Annotated in this window: 2 protein-coding genes; both read left to right on the top strand. The window is 72.7% G+C overall.

Annotated elements, in window-relative coordinates:
• Window positions 1-22 precede the first annotated feature (22 nt).
• Window positions 23-1,741, top strand: coding sequence for an ABC transporter ATP-binding protein (locus KDH83_RS30170; protein WP_249205458.1), 1,719 nt, complete (start codon window positions 23-25; stop codon window positions 1,739-1,741).
• Window positions 1,735-2,817: ABC transporter transmembrane domain-containing protein (locus tag KDH83_RS30165; RefSeq protein ID WP_212322597.1), on the top strand; the 1,083-nt coding region annotated here is incomplete at its 3' end. The genes KDH83_RS30170 and KDH83_RS30165, both read left to right, overlap by 7 nt.

Below are 2,817 nucleotides of genomic sequence, written 5' to 3'. Positions count from 1 at the left end.
TCCCTCCCCGATCCGCTGGGCCCTGGCGCCCATCCGCGCTCGCCTGATGCTGGCGGCGGCGCTGGCCGCGACCGGCACCGCGCTGACGCTGGCGCCGCTGGCGGGCATGGTCCGGATCGCGCAGATCGCCCTGGGCGGCGCCAGTGGCGACATCTGGACGCTGGTCATCGCCAGCGTGGTCAGCCTGTTCGCGGGCATGACGCTGATCCTGGCCGGCGAGCTGGCCGCCCACCTGGCCGACAACCGCCTCACCCATCACCTGCGCCTGGCCGCCGCGCGGCGGCTGTCCCAGGTGCCGCTGGGCTGGTTCACGCAGCGCGCCTCGGGCGAGGTCAAGCAGGTGCTGCAGGACGACATCGCCACCCTGCACAGCCTGACCGCGCACTTCTACACCGCCGTGGGACGCGCGGCGGGCGCCATCGTGGCGTCGGCGGCCTACCTGTTCGCCATGGACTGGCGCCTGGCCATCGTCGCGCTGCTGCCGTTTCCGGGCTTCTTCCTGTTCCTGCGCCGCGCCATGAAGGCCAGCGGCGCGCACATGCAGGAGTTCGTGGAACGGCTCGGCCGCATCAACAGCGCCACGGTCGAGTTCGTCAACGGCATACCCGTGATCAAGGCCTTCGGCGATAGCGGCCGCGCGCATGGCGGCTATCGCGAGGCGGTCGACGGCTTCGCCCGCGCCTTCGCCGCCTTCGCCCGTCCGCTGGTGGGCACCATGGCCCATGCCCACGCGATGATCGCACCGGTGACGGTGCTGGGCCTGGTGCTGGCATTCGGCCTGCTGTACGCGCATCTGGGCTGGATGGCCCCACTGGACGTGCTGCCCTTCGCGCTGGTCGCGCCGGGCATCTGCGCGCCGATGCTGCTGCTGCACACGCTGCTGCATGACCTGGGCGGCGCGGCGGGCGCGGCCCAGCGCGTGCAGGCGCTGCTGCAAACGCCCACGCTGGACGTCCCCGCGCCCGGCCAACAGCAGCAGCCCGACGGCCAGGAAATCCGCTTCGAGGACGTCAGCTACGCCTACGGCCCGGAGCATCAGGCGCTGTCGAACCTCAGCTTCACGCTCGCGCCCGGCACGGTCACGGCCGTCGTCGGCCCGTCGGGCGCGGGCAAATCCACGCTGGCGCGGCTGCTGCTGCGCTTCTTCGACCCCACCAGCGGCCGCATCACGCTGGGCGGCGCCGACCTGCGACAGCTCGACAGCACGGCGCTGTACCGCCGCATCGGCTTCGTGCTGCAGGACGTGCGCCTGATCCACGCCAGCGTGCGCGACAACATCGCGCTGGGCCGGCCCTCGGCCAGCCAGGCAGAGATCGAGGACGCCGCGCGCACCGCCAACATCCACGAACGCATCCTGGCGCTGCCGCGCGGCTACGACTCCGTGGTCGGCGAAGACGCCCTGCTGTCGGGCGGCGAACGCCAGCGCGTGAGCATCGCCCGCGCCGTGCTGCTGGATCCGCCCGTGCTGGTGCTGGACGAGGCCACGGCCGCCGCCGACGCCGGCAATGAAGTCGCGATCCAGGATGCCCTGTCGCGCTTCGCGCAGGGCCGCACGCTGCTGGTGATCGCGCACCGGCTCGACACCGTGATGCACGCCGACCGCATCCTGGTGCTGGACGGCGGCGTCATCGCCGAACACGGCACGCATGCGCAACTGCTGGCGCAACAGGGCCGCTACGCGCGCCTCTGGGCCATGGGTGGCTACGAGGCGCCCGCGCATCTCCCGGAATTCTCATGCTGAAAACCTTCCTGCAACTGCTGGGCGAAGACGCGCCCGTCTTCCGCCGCTACGCCTGGATGGCCGTGGCGCACGGCCTGCTCTGCGGCCTGACCATCGCCGCGCTGGCGCCGCTGCTCTCGCGGCTGCTGGCCGGCAACCTCGGCGACGCCGCGCGCTGGTTGGCCGTGCTGCTGGCGGGCGTGGTCGCCTGCTGGGCCTGGCGCCGCCGGGTCGAACAGGCCGGCGTGCGCGTCGGCACCACGGTGCTGCAAACCGCGCGCCACCGCCTGGGCGACCATGTGGCCAGCCTGCCGGTGGGCTGGTTCACGCCGCAGAACACGGCGCGCCTGTCCCATATCGTCACGCAAGGCACGATGGCCGTGGCCCAATTGCCCGCGCATGTGTTCACGCCGGTGATCGGCGGCCTGGTGACGCCCTTCGTCATCGTCGCCGCCCTGTTTGCCCTGCACTGGCAGCTGGGGCTGATCGCGCTGGCGGCGCTGCCGCTGCTGGCCGGCGTGCTGTTCCTGACCGGACGGCTGGCGCGGCACGCGGACGGCGCGTTCCATGAACGCTTCGCCGGCGCCAGCCAGCGCATGGTGGAGTTCTCGCAGGCGCAATCGGTGCTGCGCGCCTTCAACGGCGAAGGCGGCGGCATGCGCTTCCTGGAGCAGGCGGTGGACCGGCAACGGCAATCGGCGACGCGGCTGATCTTCCTGTCCTCGCTGGCGGCGGTGCTGAACGTGTGGGCGATCCAGGCCGTGTTCGCCGCGCTGCTGGTCGCGGCGGCCGTGTGGCTGAACGGCAGCCTGGGCGGCGCCATGGCGACGCCTGACGTGATCGGCGCCATCGTCGCCCTGCTACTGGTGGGACGCTACATCGATCCGTTGCTGGAAGTGGCCGGCTACGGCGACGCGCTGCGCGGCGCGCGCGGACAGCTCGACGCGATCCGTGACCTGTTCGCCGTCCAGCCGCTGCCCGAGACGGACACGCCACAGGCGCAGGGCGACGCCGCCACCGCGCTGGGCGGCCCCGACTTCCGCTACGCCCCCGACGCGGCCGAGGGGCGGCGGGGCATCGCACCGCGCCGCGCGCCG

This window comes from Achromobacter sp. Marseille-Q0513 (assembly GCF_018195695.1).
In the GTDB taxonomy this organism is placed as follows: domain Bacteria; phylum Pseudomonadota; class Gammaproteobacteria; order Burkholderiales; family Burkholderiaceae_B; genus Achromobacter.
Note: the sequence above shows the minus strand (reverse complement) of the source record. Positions and strands in the feature narration are given on the sequence as shown.